Origin of the sequence: Enterobacter sp. Crenshaw (genome assembly GCF_024734705.1) — a bacterium.
Lineage (GTDB): Bacteria > Pseudomonadota > Gammaproteobacteria > Enterobacterales > Enterobacteriaceae > Enterobacter > Enterobacter asburiae_B.
Map to the genome: position 1 here is coordinate 4,397,585 of NZ_CP102932.1, position 14,597 is coordinate 4,412,181.

Annotated in this window: 14 protein-coding genes; 3 read left to right on the top strand and 11 right to left on the bottom strand. The window is 56.0% G+C overall.

The features are described from left to right. Window positions 1-5: 5 nt before the first annotated feature. Window positions 6-2,195: a fatty acid oxidation complex subunit alpha FadB gene (fadB, locus tag NWV12_RS20970; protein WP_048980578.1), complete on the top strand. Its 2,190-nt coding sequence runs from the start codon at window positions 6-8 to the stop codon at window positions 2,193-2,195. A gap of 9 nt (window positions 2,196-2,204) precedes the next feature. Beyond that, the gene (gene fadA, locus NWV12_RS20975; protein ID WP_008501515.1) at window positions 2,205-3,368 is read left to right on the top strand and encodes an acetyl-CoA C-acyltransferase FadA; all 1,164 of its coding nucleotides are present in this window, start codon (window positions 2,205-2,207) and stop codon (window positions 3,366-3,368) included. A gap of 182 nt (window positions 3,369-3,550) precedes the next feature. Here the strand turns inward: fadA and fre are convergent, their stop codons facing one another. Further along, window positions 3,551-4,252: an NAD(P)H-flavin reductase gene (fre, locus tag NWV12_RS20980; RefSeq protein ID WP_008501516.1), complete on the bottom strand. Its 702-nt coding sequence runs from the start codon at window positions 4,250-4,252 to the stop codon at window positions 3,551-3,553. 42 nt (window positions 4,253-4,294) lie between these two features. Continuing rightward, window positions 4,295-5,785 carry a 4-hydroxy-3-polyprenylbenzoate decarboxylase gene (ubiD, locus tag NWV12_RS20985; RefSeq protein WP_161496003.1) on the bottom strand — a complete coding sequence of 497 codons (1,491 nt, stop codon included), beginning with the start codon at window positions 5,783-5,785 and terminating at the stop codon, window positions 4,295-4,297. Between the two features lie 173 nt (window positions 5,786-5,958). Here ubiD and rfaH point away from each other — a divergent pair, with 173 nt between their 5' ends. Then, a complete protein-coding gene (rfaH, locus tag NWV12_RS20990) occupies window positions 5,959-6,450 on the top strand; it encodes a transcription/translation regulatory transformer protein RfaH (RefSeq protein WP_033146887.1) in 492 nt (163 codons plus the stop codon). Here the strand turns inward: rfaH and tatD are convergent. The 9 genes from tatD to udp all read right to left on the bottom strand — a co-directional run bounded on the left by tatD (window position 6,447) and on the right by udp (window position 14,357). Beyond that, window positions 6,447-7,229, bottom strand: a complete 783-nt coding sequence (gene tatD, locus NWV12_RS20995; RefSeq protein WP_048980576.1) for a 3'-5' ssDNA/RNA exonuclease TatD — start codon at window positions 7,227-7,229, stop codon at window positions 6,447-6,449. The genes rfaH and tatD overlap by 4 nt on opposite strands. Window positions 7,230-7,270: 41 nt before the next feature. After that, window positions 7,271-8,041 carry a Sec-independent protein translocase subunit TatC gene (gene tatC, locus NWV12_RS21000; protein ID WP_023309607.1) on the bottom strand — a complete coding sequence of 257 codons (771 nt, stop codon included), beginning with the start codon at window positions 8,039-8,041 and terminating at the stop codon, window positions 7,271-7,273. 2 nt (window positions 8,042-8,043) lie between these two features. After that, window positions 8,044-8,586 (bottom strand): Sec-independent protein translocase protein TatB, encoded by a 543-nt coding sequence (gene tatB, locus NWV12_RS21005; protein WP_048980574.1) that lies wholly within the window; start codon window positions 8,584-8,586, stop codon window positions 8,044-8,046. Between the two features lie 3 nt (window positions 8,587-8,589). Then, window positions 8,590-8,844 (bottom strand): Sec-independent protein translocase subunit TatA, encoded by a 255-nt coding sequence (gene tatA, locus NWV12_RS21010; protein WP_024908000.1) that lies wholly within the window; start codon window positions 8,842-8,844, stop codon window positions 8,590-8,592. Window positions 8,845-8,920: 76 nt separating this feature from the next. Then, complete coding sequence (gene ubiB, locus NWV12_RS21015; protein ID WP_048980573.1) at window positions 8,921-10,561, bottom strand: ubiquinone biosynthesis regulatory protein kinase UbiB; 1,641 nt, start codon at window positions 10,559-10,561, stop codon at window positions 8,921-8,923. Next, on the bottom strand, window positions 10,558-11,163 hold the full coding sequence (gene ubiJ, locus NWV12_RS21020) for a ubiquinone biosynthesis protein UbiJ (protein WP_032644779.1): 606 nt from the start codon (window positions 11,161-11,163) through the stop codon (window positions 10,558-10,560). The genes ubiB and ubiJ overlap by 4 nt, the downstream gene beginning before the upstream one ends. Before the next feature lie 13 nt (window positions 11,164-11,176). After that, a complete protein-coding gene (gene ubiE / locus NWV12_RS21025) occupies window positions 11,177-11,932 on the bottom strand; it encodes a bifunctional demethylmenaquinone methyltransferase/2-methoxy-6-polyprenyl-1,4-benzoquinol methylase UbiE (protein WP_023309612.1) in 756 nt (251 codons plus the stop codon). Window positions 11,933-11,998: 66 nt separating this feature from the next. Further along, complete coding sequence (gene rmuC / locus NWV12_RS21030) at window positions 11,999-13,456, bottom strand: DNA recombination protein RmuC (protein ID WP_048980571.1); 1,458 nt, start codon at window positions 13,454-13,456, stop codon at window positions 11,999-12,001. 139 nt (window positions 13,457-13,595) lie between these two features. After that, window positions 13,596-14,357, bottom strand: coding sequence for a uridine phosphorylase (udp, locus tag NWV12_RS21035; RefSeq protein ID WP_003860792.1), 762 nt, complete (start codon window positions 14,355-14,357; stop codon window positions 13,596-13,598). Window positions 14,358-14,597: the final 240 nt, after the last annotated feature.

Here is a 14,597-nt window from a genome sequence, read left to right on the forward strand (position 1 = left end):
CTGACATGCTCTACAAAGGCGACACCCTGTACCTCAACTGGCTGGAAGATGGCATTGCCGAACTGGTGTTCGATGCCCCCGGCTCAGTGAACAAGCTTGATACCGCGACGGTGGCCAGTCTTGGCCAGGCGCTGGATGTTCTTGAAAAACAACCTGAATTAAAAGGGCTGCTGCTGCGTTCGAACAAAGCGGCCTTTATTGTCGGTGCCGATATCACCGAGTTTCTTTCGCTGTTCCTGGTCCCGGAAGAACAGCTGAGCCAGTGGCTGCACTTTGCCAACAGCGTCTTTAATCGTCTGGAAGATCTGCCTGTCCCGACCATTTCCGCCGTTAACGGCTATGCGCTGGGCGGCGGCTGCGAATGCGTACTCGCGACCGACTACCGTCTGGCAACGCCGGACCTGCGCATCGGCCTGCCGGAAACCAGGCTGGGCATCATGCCGGGCTTTGGCGGCTCCGTGCGTATGCCGCGCATGCTGGGTGCCGACAGCGCGCTGGAGATCATTGCCGCAGGTAAAGATGTCGGCGCAGAACAGGCGCAGAAAATCGGCCTGGTCGACGGCGTCGTGAAGCCAGAGAAACTGGTTGAAGGCGCACTCGCCATTCTGCGTCAGGCCATTAACGGCGATCTCGACTGGAAAGCCAAACGCCAGCCGAAGCTGGAGCCGTTAAAACTCAGCAAGATTGAAGCCACCATGAGCTTCACCATCGCCAAAGGCATGGTGATGCAGACGGCGGGTAAACACTACCCGGCGCCGATCACGGCGGTGAAAACCATTGAAGCGGCTGCTCGTCTCGGACGCGATGACGCGCTGAAGCTCGAAAATCAGAGCTTTGTCCCGCTGGCGCACACCAATGAAGCTCGCGCGCTGGTCGGTATCTTCCTCAACGATCAGTTCGTGAAGGGTAAAGCCAAGCAGCTGACCAAAAACGTTGAGACGCCAAAACATGCGGCGGTACTCGGCGCCGGCATTATGGGTGGCGGCATCGCTTACCAGTCGGCCTGGAAAGGCGTGCCGGTAGTGATGAAAGACATCAGCGAGAAATCCCTGACGCTGGGCATGACCGAAGCGGCCAAGCTGCTGAATAAACAGCTGGAGCGCGGAAAAATTGACGGGCTGAAGCTTGCAGGCGTGATCTCCACCATTCAGCCCGTGCTGGAATACAGCGGTTTCGACCGCGTGGACATAGTAGTCGAAGCCGTCGTCGAGAACCCGAAAGTCAAAAAAGCGGTGCTGGCAGAAACGGAAGACAGGGTTCGTCCTGAGACCGTGCTGGCCTCTAACACCTCCACCATTCCAATCAGCGAACTGGCGAGCGTGCTGAAGCGTCCGGAAAACTTCTGCGGGATGCACTTCTTCAACCCGGTACACCGTATGCCGCTGGTCGAAGTGATCCGCGGGGAAAAAACCTCTGACGAAACCATCGCTAAAGTGGTGGCATGGGCCAGCAAGATGGGCAAAACGCCGATCGTTGTTAACGACTGCCCGGGCTTCTTCGTCAACCGCGTGCTGTTCCCTTACTTCGCCGGTTTCAGCCAGCTGCTGCGCGACGGTGCGGACTTCCGCAAAATCGACAAAGTGATGGAAAAACAGTTCGGCTGGCCGATGGGCCCGGCGTATCTGCTGGACGTGGTCGGCATTGATACCGCTCACCACGCTCAGGCGGTGATGGCGGCAGGCTTCCCGCAGCGTATGCAGAAAGATTATCGCGACGCCATTGACGCTCTGTTCGACGCTAACCGCTTCGGCCAGAAAAACGGCCTGGGCTTCTGGCGCTATAAAGAAGACAGCAAAGGCAAACCGAAGAAAGAAGAAGATGCCGTGGTGGACGGCCTGCTGGCCGATGTAAGCCAGCCGAAACGCGACTTCACCGACGATGAGATCATCGCCCGCATGATGATCCCGATGATCAACGAAGTGGTGCGTTGCCTTGAAGAAGGCATCATCGCCAGCCCGGCAGAAGCCGATATGGCGCTGGTGTACGGCCTGGGCTTCCCTCCGTTCCACGGCGGCGCGTTCCGCTGGCTGGACACGCTCGGCAGCGCCCGCTATCTCGATATGGCTCAGCAGTATCAGCACCTCGGCCCGCTTTATGAGGTGCCGGAAGGGCTGCGTAACAAAGCGCGCCATAACGAACCCTACTATCCAGCAGTTGAGCCAGCCCGTCCGGTTGGCGAGCTGAAAACGGCTTAAGGAGTCACAATGGAAAAGGTTGTCATTGTTGATGCGATTCGCACCCCGATGGGCCGTTCAAAAGGCGGTGCATTCCGTAACGTGCGTGCGGAAGACCTCTCCGCGCATCTGATGCGTAGCCTGCTGGCGCGTAACCCGGCGCTGGATCCTGCTGCGCTGGACGATATCTACTGGGGCTGCGTGCAGCAGACCCTGGAGCAAGGTTTCAACATCGCCCGTAACGCGTCGCTGCTGGCGGAGATCCCGCATTCGGTTCCGGCTGTCACCGTGAACCGCCTGTGCGGTTCATCAATGCAGGCGCTGCACGACGCGGCGCGGATGATCATGACCGGTGATGCGCAGGCCTGCCTGGTGGGCGGCGTCGAGCACATGGGGCACGTGCCGATGAGCCACGGGGTCGATTTTCATCCTGGCATGAGCCGTAACGTGGCGAAAGCCGCGGGGATGATGGGTCTGACCGCCGAGATGCTCTCTCGTCTGCACGGCATTAGCCGTGAAATGCAGGATGCCTTTGCCGCGCGCTCTCACGCTCGCGCATGGGCGGCGACGCAGTCCGGTGCCTTTAAGAATGAGATCATCCCGACCGGCGGCCACGACGCTGATGGTGTACTGAAGCAGTTCAGCTACGACGAAGTCATCCGCCCGGAAACCACCGTAGAAGCGCTTTCTACCCTGCGCCCTGCGTTTGATCCGGTCACCGGTACGGTAACGGCAGGTACTTCGTCGGCGCTGTCAGACGGTGCCGCCGCGATGCTGGTGATGAGCGAAAGCCGCGCCCGCGAGCTGGGCTTAACTCCTCGCGCTCGGGTACGTTCGATGGCGGTCGTGGGCTGCGATCCTTCAATCATGGGCTACGGCCCGGTTCCGGCCTCGAAGCTGGCGCTGAAAAAAGCGGGATTAACCGCCAGCGACATCGACCTGTTTGAAATGAACGAAGCGTTCGCCGCGCAGATCCTGCCGTGCATTAAAGATCTGGGGCTGATGGAGCAGATCGACGAGAAGATTAACCTCAACGGCGGCGCAATCGCCCTCGGTCACCCGCTGGGCTGCTCCGGGGCGCGTATCAGCACGACGCTTATCAACCTGATGGAACGCAAAGATGCCCAGTTTGGTCTGGCAACGATGTGTATCGGGCTGGGTCAGGGTATCGCGACGGTGTTTGAGAGAGTGTAAATCAGGAAAAGTATCTCAAAGCCAATGGCGTCAGAACAAGGCGGCAAGCGAGCGAATCCCGATGAGCTTACTCAAGTAAGTGATTCGGGTGAACGAGCGCAGCCAACGCAGTTATGGCGTCATTGGCGAAGAGAGACAGTTTAGTTGCCGTTCTTCCCGCCTGTCAGGGGCGGGTTTTTTATTTAAATGAAGGCAAACGCATCGCCAAACAGGCGGTCTTCACGCGCGTCACGTTCGTTGCAGAACAGGTCGCGGGCAATTTTCGCCATCTCAAAACGGCCAGCGATATAGATATCGTGCCCTGCCAGCGTGCCGTGATCCTGCAGCACCGCCGTCAGCACCGTCCCGCTGCGACCACGCCAGCCCTCTTCCGGCTGCTCAACCACCGGCTCAATGCGCAGGTTAGGATGGGTTACGCTCAGCGCTTCCAGCTCAGACAGGTCGTACAGATGTTTCTCTTCGCGGCCACCCCAGTAAATGGTGATGTCACGGTCCGGGTTACGCGCCAGGGCGGTCAACAGAATAGAGCGCACATAAGAGAAGCCCGTACCACCAGCGATCAGGATCAGCGGACGGTCTTCGTCATCGCGCAGCCACGCATCGCCGTGCGGAATATCCACCACGATTTCACGTTCCTTCAGGATCCGATCCATCACCGCCATCGCATACAGGTTAAGCTCTGACGCACCAATATGAAGCTCAATAAATTCCTGCTCCGCTGGCGTTGAGGCCATAGAGAAAGGACGCTTATCACGCTCATCCATCACAACCATCAGGTACTGACCCGCGCGGAAAGAGAATGGCGCTTCTGGCACTAAACGGACGCGATATACGGTGTCGGTGATGGCATCTACCGAGGTCACTTTACAGCTTAAGGTTGTCATTCGCTCTCTCTGTCGGGAAGTCTATAGGGCTTAACGGTCAGCTCAGGGTTTACCGTTATTCATTATGGCCAGCTCGTCCCAGATCGCGTCAATTCGCGCGGTCACTGCAGGATCTTTTTTGATCGGGCGACCCCATTCACGGTCGGTTTCGCCAGGCCATTTATTTGTGGCATCCAGTCCCATCTTTGAGCCAAGGCCGGAAACCGGCGAGGCAAAATCCAGGTAATCTATCGGCGTATTTTCGACTAACACCGTATCGCGCGCCGGGTCCATTCGCGTGGTAATGGCCCAGATTACGTCATTCCAGTCGCGGGCGTTAACGTCATCATCGCAGACAATAACAAATTTGGTATACATAAACTGGCGCAGGAAAGACCATACGCCCATCATCACGCGTTTAGCATGACCAGGATACTGCTTCTTCATCGTGACCACCGCCATGCGATACGAGCATCCTTCAGGCGGCAGATAAAAATCAACAATTTCCGGGAACTGCTTTTGCAGGATCGGCACAAACACTTCATTCAGCGCCACGCCCAGCACCGCCGGTTCATCCGGTGGACGTCCGGTATACGTGGAGTGATAAATCGCATCTTCACGCTGCGTAATGTGCGTCACGGTAAACACAGGGAAGTTATCCACTTCGTTGTAATAGCCGGTGTGGTCGCCGTAAGGGCCTTCTGGCGCCATTTCACCCTGCTCAAGGTAACCTTCCAGCACAATTTCCGCACTGGCCGGAACTTCGAGATCGTTAGAGATACACTTCACGACTTCGGTTTTCGTTCCGCGCAGCAGGCCTGCAAATGCATATTCAGAGAGCGTATCCGGCACCGGCGTGACGGCTCCCAGAATGGTGGCCGGATCGGCGCCTAAGGCGACAGACACCGGGAAACGCTCCCCCGGATGCGCAGCGCACCACTCCTGGAAATCCAGCGCGCCGCCGCGATGCGACAGCCAGCGCATGATGAGTTTATTCTTGCCAATCAACTGCTGGCGGTAAATACCGAGGTTTTGCCGCTCTTTGTGCGGGCCGCGCGTAACGGTCAGCCCCCAGGTGATAAGCGGAGCGGCATCTTCAGGCCAGCACTGCATGATGGGGATTTTAGTCAGATCAACCGCATCGCCTTCGAGCACTTTCTGCTGGCACGGCGCACCGCGCAGGCGTTTGGTGGGCATGTTCAGCACCTGCTTAAACTGCGGCAGCTTGTCGAACAGATCGCGGAAGCCTTTCGGTGGCTCCGGCTCTTTCAGAAACGCCAGCAGTTTACCGACTTCACGCAGCGCAGAGACGTCTTCCTGCCCCATTCCCAGTGCAACACGACGCGGTGTACCAAACAGGTTGCACAGCACCGGCATGGAGTAACCTTTCGGATTTTCAAACAGTAATGCGGGGCCACCGGCACGCAGGGTGCGGTCAGCAATTTCTGTCATCTCCAGATAAGGATCGACAGGAAGTGTAATACGTTTGAGTTCACCCTGCTTTTCCAGCAGCGTCAGGAAGTCGCGGAGATCGTGGTATTTCATGCAGTTAATCATGGCCTCTCTGTAAGCGCTTCATTATACGGCGTAAGCCTGCTTGATGCTGTAATTTTGTTAAATAAGCGTGAACTTATGCGTTCTGTTCCATTTTCCCCCATTATAATCAACTTAGCGATCCCGCCAGGGTTTTGATATGCTTGCGCCCCGAACTAAGGGAAAGAGTGATTATGCAGGCCTGGTATTTACTGTATTGCAAACGCGGGCAACTTCAGCGCGCGCAGGAACATCTTGAACGTCAGTCTGTAAATTGCCTGACACCCGTGATCACGCTTGAAAAAATGCAGCGCGGGAAGCGCACAACCGTCAGTGAGCCGTTGTTCCCGAACTACCTGTTTGTGGAGTTCGACCCGGAAGTCATCCACACCACCACCATCAGCGCAACGCGCGGCGTCAGCCACTTCGTTCGTTTTGGTGCCCACCCGGCAACGGTTCCGTCGACGGTCATTCATCAGCTGTCAATTTATCAACAACCTGAAGGGATCACCGACCCCGAAACCCCTTACAGCGGCGATAGCGTCGTGATTACCGAAGGCGCTTTCGAAGGCCTGCAGGCGATTTTTGCCGAGCCAGACGGGGAAGCGCGCTCTATGCTGTTGCTCAATCTGCTGAACAAGCAGGTGCTGCAGAGCGTTAAAAACACCGACTTCCGCAAACTTTAAACGTTTATCCCGAACAGATTACGCACGTTGTCATCCGTCTGCGCCGAAAGCCAGTGCGGATCCTCTCCGCGCCACTTCGCGACGCTCTCAACAATGTGTCCCAGATACGCGGGCTCATTTCGCCGAGATGCCGGTTTGGGTTTCATATCGCGCGGTAGCAGATAAGGCGCATCGGTTTCGAGGAGCAGCCGGTCAGCCGGGATTACCGGCAATAGCTCACGAAGTTCAAGCCCGCGACGCTCATCGCACACCCAGCCGGTAATACCCAGATAAAGCCCTCGCGCCAGGCAATCCAGCGCTTCCTGCCGTGAACCGGTGAAACAGTGCAATACCGCGCCGGGCAGTTTCTCCAGCCACGGATCCAGAAGTGCCAGGAAACGCTCATGCGCGTCGCGGCAGTGCATAAACACGGGCATTCCAAGCTCTGCCGCCAGCGCAAGCTGTGCAGTAAACGCCTTTTCCTGCTCTTCAGGCGTGGAAAAGTTACGGTTGAAATCGAGACCGCATTCGCCGATCGCCACAACGTCTGGCGTCTTTGCCAGCCTGTACAGGGTATCGCCACTTTCCTCGGTCCACTGGCTGCTGTCGTGAGGATGCACGCCAGCAGTAGACCAACAGCGATCGTATCGTTGCGCCAGCTGATGCGCCTGCTCGCTCTCATGCAGGTTGGTGCCCGTCAGCAGCAGTCCTTTCACCCCGGCGGCAAAAGCACGCGCAACCACCTCATCACGGTCTTTCGCAAACTGCGAGCTGGTCAGGTTGAGTCCGATATCAAACATGCAAATCCCCATATAACAACCGCCCTGACGGGCGGCTGGTTTTACTCTTCAGTGGTCTTGTCGGACGTATCGTCTTCGTCATCCGCTCGACGTCCTTTACCCACGTAGAAACGCGAGAAGAAAACGCCGACCTCAAACAGACAGTACATCGGTATGGCCAGCAGCGTCTGCGAGAACACATCCGGCGGTGTCAGCAGCATGCCAACAACAAATGCGCCCACAAGGATATACGGACGCTTCTTACGCAGGTCATCCGGGGTCGTAACCCCTACCCAGCAAAGCAGCACAATGGCCACCGGCACTTCGAATGCCACGCCAAACGCCATAAACAGCGCCATCACAAAGCTGAGGTAGCTGGCGATATCCGTCGACACCTGGACCCCTTCCGGCGCGGTATGCGTCAGGAAGCCGAAGGCCAGCGGGAAGACAACGAAATAGGCAAACGCCATGCCGATATAGAACAGCAGCGAGCTGGACACCAGCAGCGGGATAACCAGCTTGCGTTCATGCTTATACAGCGCGGGCGCCACAAACGCCCACACCTGGTAAAGAATGACCGGCGCAGAGGCAATCAACGACACCCAGAAGGTCAGCTTGATGGGGGTAAAGAACGGCGAAGCAACGTCTGTTGCAATCATCGTTGCGCCCAGCGGCATCTGCTTGATCAGCGGCGCAGAGACCACCTGATAGATATCGTTGGCAAAATAGACCAGGCACAGGAATATGAGTAAAACCGCAATAATGCAGTTTAACAGGCGCTTACGCAGCTCAATGAGGTGCGTAATCAGCGGTTGAGTATCATCTACTGCCATGTTTACGCTTTATCACTCGACGAGGGGGATGATTCGGAAACGGACGCAGCGGGCTTCACTTCCGCCGTTTTTGCTACCGACTCTTCCGGCTGCGCCTGTTTTTTCACTTCGGTTTCCTGAGGCGTCTGTTCTGGCGCGGCAGCCTGATGTTCAGCGCTGGCAGGCGTTACGCCCTCGCGCTGCTCCTCGCTGCCCTTCACCACCGGGTTATGGATGGTGTTCGCTTCATCGCTCGCTTTTTCAGGATCGTTAACGCTATAGGAGCGCTTCATCGATTCTGCCGCTTCGCGCAGCTCATCCATTGACGCTTTCAGTTCCGGCGTCAGGTTATCCATGCTCGCCTTCTCGACCTTTTTCAGGCTTTCCTGAAATTCCTGCAGCTTAAGCTCCTGCGCCAGTTCATTCTGAACGGTCGATGCCAGAGATCTCAGCGCACGAACCCAGCCCGCAACGGTTTTCACTGCCACCGGCAGACGCTGCGGCCCCAGCACAATCAGGCCAATCACAAAGACCAGCAGGAGCTCACTAAAACCAATGTCGAACACGGCTTACACCTGCTCTTTATCGTGGCGTTTAGCGTCTTCCTTTTTGGCTTCTTCTTGCTTGTCGGCGATGGATTTAGCAGTAAAGTCAGCGTCCTGGCTGGTTTTATCCTGCTTGCTCTCATCATCGCTCATCGCTTTCTTGAAGCCTTTGATAGACGCGCCCAGATCGGAACCAATAGAACCGAGCTTTTTGGTGCCAAACAGCAGCACGACGATGACGGCAATGATCAACAATTGCCAGATACTGATACCACCCATACATGTTCCTCAGGGATAGATGATTAATGAGTCAGGCCGCATTATACGTATGCGACCCGTCGATAGCGACGCACGCTCAGCGCGTTTTTCGCCAGCCTGCTAGCCAGACTACCACCCCGCCAGCCATCAGCCAGGCGGGCATCATCTGCCAGTCCGGACGGTTGATCAGCAGCAGCGTACCGCTCAGCAGCAGCGTTGCGCCAATCCCAAAGAGATAGCGTGACTGTCCTTGGCGAACACGGCTGGACTGAAGTTCGCGGACGATTTTATCCATGCTGTGCTGAAGGTTCTTGCTCTGACGCAAACTGTCATAAACCAGTTCAGGAATTTCAGGCATTTTTTCTATCCAGAACGGGCCTTTCTCTTTCAGCGAGCGCACCAGCGCCGGAATGCCAACCTGATCCTTAATCCAGGATTCAAGGAAAGGTTTCGCGGTCTTCCACAAGTCTAACTGAGGATAGAGCTGTCGGCCTACACCTTCGACGTAAAGTAATGTTTTCTGGAGTAAAACTAGCTGTGGCTGAACTTCCATATTAAAGCGGCGAGCCGTGTTGAACAGGTTTAACAGCACATGCCCGAAGGAAATTTCCGCCAGCGGTTTTTCAAAAATCGGTTCACAAACGGTCCGGATCGCGAACTCGAACTCTTCGACGTTGGTGTCCGGCGGCACCCAGCCGGAATCGACGTGCAGCTCGGCCACCTTACGGTAGTCGCGGTTGAAAAACGCGATGAAGTTCTCAGCCAGATACCGTTTATCTTCTTTGTTCAGCGACCCCACAATCCCGCAGTCGATACCGATATACTTCGGATCCTCAGGATGTTCGTAGCTCACGAAGATATTGCCCGGATGCATGTCCGCATGGAAAAAGCTGTCGCGGAACACCTGGGTAAAGAAGACCTGTACGCCTCGTTCAGCCAGGAGCTTCATGTTCGTTCCCTGTTTCTCCAGGGCGACCACATCCGAAACCGGAATACCGTAGATACGTTCCATCACCATCATGTTCTGGCTGCAATAGTCAGAATAGACTTCAGGTACATAGAGCATCGGGCTGTTTTCAAAGTTGCGACGCAGCTGAATGGCGTTTGCCGATTCGCGCAGCAGGTTAAGCTCATCAATCAGCGTTTTTTCATATTCCCGCACCACTTCCAGTGGACGAAGGCGACGCCCGTCCGGCAGCAAGCGTGGCACCCAGCGCGCCAGCCGATAAATCAGCTTCATGTCCGCTTTGATGACTGGCAGGATGTCCGGACGAATGACTTTAATAACGACTTCTTTGCCGTTTTCTTTCAGACGCGCGGTGTGCACCTGCGCGATAGAGGCCGATGCCAGTGGCTTAATGTCGAAATCGTCAAACCAGGTCTCGACGGGGACATTTCCCATCGCCTCTTCAATTTGCTTTTTCGCGCGCGCGCCGTCAAACGGTGCGACGCGATCCTGCAGCATCGCAAGCTCATCGGCAATCAGAGGCGGGAAGAGATCGCGGCGGGTCGACAGCATCTGTCCGAATTTAATCCAAACCGGGCCGAGCTCCTGCAGCGCCAGGCGCAGACGCTCACCCAGCGGTTGACCTTTATGGCGATTGGGCATCCAGAAGAGCATCCGCCGCCAGATACGAAGCGGCAGCGTGATACGCATTTTGGGGATAAGCTCGTCGAGCCCGTAGCTCAAAAAGGTGCGAATAATAAAATAGAGGCGCCGAATTTCACCAGGCGTCATTTGCCCTCCAGTTTTTCCAGCCGTTTGGTTAACGCATCAACCGCACGTTCAACAGCAGCGGTCTCTTCCGCAAACCATGCAACTTCCAGTGGCCCGGGCGCCATTCGCCACTCCTCAGTCAGCACTTCCGCCGCATAGCGTTGCTGGCGCTGAAGGCTTTTACGCGCAAAGGAGGCGCCACCATGAAGGACTTTCCCGATGCCTTCGGCGGCAATGTCGCCAATAAAAGGCGCGAGCAGCTCTGCCGGGTCGAACTCCGCCAGATCGGTGAGCGCAACGAAGTTCTGCACGACCTGAATGTCGCCCTCCACTTCCAGCTCACCGCTGCGGATAAGCGCCGTTAATTGCTGGCGATCGCGCAGTTTTGGCAGCACGCTCATGTGCGTGATGACCGAGCAGTCGGCTTCACCTTCCCACGCCCCCAGAACGTCAAGCTGGCGTTCGCTGAATACCAGCACAAGCGGCGTCGAGAACTCTTTTAAAACAATACGTAATACCTTTCCGTTAAGCCGCTGACGTGCAGCTTTCAGCGCAGGGGCGCGATACAGAAAAGCGTTCAGTACATTCTCGATGCCTGCGGAGACTAAGGGTTTAAAGGGCACGGGACACCTCCACTCAGAATTTGTAACCGCGATGCAGCGCGACGACACCCGCCGTCAGGTTGAAATATTCAACGTTCTCAAATTCCGCGTCCTGCATCATGGCTTTTAATGTGTCCTGATCCGGGTGCATACGGATAGATTCCGCCAGATAGCGGTAGCTTTCAGCGTCGTTAGCCACCAGCTCACCAATACGCGGCAGCACGTGGAAGGAATAGGCGTCGTAGGCTTTGCTCAGCGGCTCAATGATCGGTTTAGAGAACTCGAGCACCAGCAGACGTCCACCCGGCTTCAGCACGCGGTACATGGAGCGCAGCGCTTTTTCTTTATCGGTCACGTTACGCAGACCGAAAGAGATCGTGATGCAGTCAAAGGTATTGTCCGGGAATGGCAGCGCTTCAGCATTTGCCTGTACATACTCCACATTCCCCACCACGCCGATGTTACGCAGCTTTTCGCGTCCCATTTTCAGCATGGAGTCATTAATATCGGCGAGAACTACGCGACCGGTTTCGCCCACCAGACGGGAGAATTTCGCGGTTAAATCGCCCGTGCCACCGGCTAAATCCAGCACCGTTTGTCCACGACGTACGCCGCTGCAGTCAATGGTGAAGCGCTTCCACAAGCGATGAATGCCGAACGACATCAGGTCATTCATCACATCGTACTTCGCCGCCACGGAATGAAATACGTGGGCCACCATGTCAGCTTTCTGCGCTTTGGCGACAGTCTGAAAGCCAAAGTGCGTTGTGTCTTGTGAATCGTCAGCCATCTCAGAGCCTGCTTATCAGTAAAATGTTCGTGAAGTGTAACAGATTGGGCGCGTTTGCCCTACGTTTCAACCACCGCGAAAGAAACGCGCTGGAGTCTCGTCTGGTGATAAATCCGCTGCTAACGTGTTGTCTTCACTGTTTGTCTTTTGTTCGTCCGAACCTTCTCGCAGGCGAAACTCATCGTCCTGGGCGGTGGCCTGTTCGACCAATTCCGGATTAATCTCGCGTTTAACCTCAACCCCCAGGCTGCGGAATGATTCAGCCTGTGCCAGCAGATTGCCGCGTCCGGAGGTGAGTTTTTTCATCGCCTGGCGGTAGTTATCCTGCGCACGATCCAGGCTCTGACCGACTGAAGACATGTCGTCCACGAAGAGGCGCATTTTGTCGTACAGCTTGCTGGCGCGATCGGCAATCTGCTGCGCGTTGCGGCTCTGGTGCTCATAGCGCCACAGGTTCGCAATGGTGCGTAACGCCACCAGCAGCGTGGTGGGGCTGACCAGCATAATGTTATTTTTGAGCGCTTCGGTGATAAGTTCAGGCTGTCTGTCGAGTGCCAGCAGGAACGCGGGTTCTACCGGGATGAACATCAGGACATAGTCCAGCGAGCGCAGACCCGGCAGCTGCTGGTAGTCTTTTCTGCCAAGCAGGCGAATATGATTACGCACGGAGGCAATGTGCTCCTGAAGCGCAGACTCGCGGGTGTAGTCATCGTCCGCATTAAAGTAGCGTTCATACGCCACCAGCGTCATTTTGGCGTCAATCACCACATCTTTACCCTGCGGCAGCCGCACGATGACATCCGGCTGCATACGCGAGCGGGCATCGTTTTCGATACTCACCTGCGTTTCGTATTCGTATCCTTCGCGCAGACCAGAGGCCTCAAGCACGCGGGTCAGCACCACTTCTCCCCAGTTGCCCTGGGTTTTGTTATCCCCTTTCAGCGCGCGGGTCAGGTTGACCGCTTCCTGCGCCATTTGCGCATTCAGCTGCTGAAGATTGCGAATCTCATGCGCCAGCGTGTGCCGCTCGCGGGCTTCCTGACCAAAGCTGTCCTGCACCTGACGGCGAAAACCGTCCAGCTGTTCGCGCAGCGGCGTCAGCAGGCTGTTCAGGCTCTGGCGGTTCTGTTCGTCAACGCGGCGGTTGCTGTGCTCAAAAATTCGGTTGGCGAGGTTCTCAAACTGTTCGCTGAGGCGCTGCTCGCTGTTGATCATCTGGCGGATTTTGTCTTCCGCATGCAGCTGGGTGGATTCAAGGCGGGTAGTGACTTCGCGGAGATCGGCCTCCAGCGAGGTGTTAATGTCTCGCAGGTTACGCAGCTCGTTGTTGAGCAGTTCGCACTCGTCGCGCCAGTGTTCGCTCAAAGCAAGCTGCTGTTTTGCCGCGCTTAAATCGGCGACCATCTCTTCTCGCTCGGCCAACTGGTCGGCCTTCTGCTGCGCATGCTGGTAGCTGGAAATCAGCCAGCCAATCCCTAAGCCCACCAGCGCAATCACCGCGTAAATCAGGATCGAGATATCCACAATGCCCCCTGCATCAACGTATTACCCGCACAAAATAGAATTGTGCTGTATAAACGTCCAGTTTGAAAGGGTTTTCCTGCGAGGCGCTACGCAAAAAATAAAGGCCGAACGCGTCGGCCTTTGATTTCAGAAGAGAGGATTAGATCAGGCGACGCGCTGCTTCCACCACGATTTTCACTGCATGACTTTCGGTCTGCTTCATGGTTTCGGCGTTCGGGATCTCCTGCTGGGTGCGGTTGACGATCACGCCCGCCACCATACCGGCACGCAGACCCTGGCTTGCGCACATGGTCAGCAGCGTTGCGGATTCCATTTCGTAGTTCATCACGCCCATGGACTGCCACTCTTCCATTGAGCCTTTGAAACGGCTTACCACGCGGCCTGAGAAGGTGTCGTAACGCTCCTGGCCCGGGTAGAAGGTGTCGGAAGAGGCGGTGACGCCCACGTGGGTGGTTGCGCCCACGGATTTCGCAGCTTCAACCAGCGCGGTGGTGCATTCGAAATCAGCCACTGCCGGGAATTCCATCGGTGCAAAGTGCAGGCTTGCGCCGTCCAGACGAACGGACGCGGTCGTGACCAGCACGTCGCCGACGTTGATGTGCGGCTGGATAGCGCCGGTGGTGCCGATACGCAGGAAAGTACGGATGCCCAGCTGTGCCAGCTCTTCAACAGCAATAGAGGTAGACGGACCACCGATACCGGTAGAGCACACGATCACCGCTTTGCCATCCAGCTCTGCGCGCCAGGTGGTGAACTCACGATGGGCAGCCAGCTTGACCGGCTTATCCATCAGCGCGGCGATCTTTTCCACACGCTCAGGATCGCCAGGGACGATAGCGAGCGTAGCCCCTTGTAAATCGTTTTTGGTGAGGCCGAGATGAAAAACATCAGACTTAGACATAGGTGACTCCTCTGTGGGTCGGTTAGTCAGAAGAAGTAAAACGGTACTTTACAGAAGCAGTAAGCATATTTTCGTGACACACCTCACCATGAATGAAAATGATTACATTGAATTTCCATAAAAAAGTGATTTACATCACATTAACAAGTTATAACGCCAGATGCTGCACAAAAGATAGACCGTTTAAGGCACTGTGAGTTGTTAACCTGGTGTCTATATTTACCTTTGCGCTAACTCATT